The organism is Haemophilus sp. UMB1048 (assembly GCF_030218125.1).
Lineage (GTDB): Bacteria > Pseudomonadota > Gammaproteobacteria > Enterobacterales > Pasteurellaceae > Haemophilus_D.
On record NZ_JASOPB010000095.1, the window covers coordinates 1 to 276 of the forward strand.

1 protein-coding gene is annotated in these 276 nt (G+C 51.8%); it reads left to right on the plus strand.

Annotation, left to right across the window (positions count from 1 at the left end):
* Positions 1-257 (plus strand): aminotransferase class I/II-fold pyridoxal phosphate-dependent enzyme (locus QP437_RS10030; RefSeq protein ID WP_285267733.1); only part of this gene is annotated, 257 nt, incomplete at its 5' end.
* Between the last annotated feature and the right edge of the window lie 19 nt (positions 258-276).

Sequence of the window (276 nt, forward strand, 5' to 3'; positions counted from 1 at the left end):
CTGATATGCGCCAGCGTATTCAGCGTATGCGTCAGTTGTTCGTCAATACGCTGCAGGAAAAAGGCGCAAACCGCGACTTCAGCTTTATCATCAAACAGAACGGCATGTTCTCCTTCAGTGGCCTGACAAAAGAACAAGTGCTGCGTCTGCGCGAAGAGTTTGGCGTATATGCTGTTGCTTCTGGTCGCGTAAACGTGGCCGGGATGACACCAGATAACATGGCGCCGCTGTGCGAAGCGATTGTGGCAGTGCTGTAAGCGTTAAAACCGATGAAGC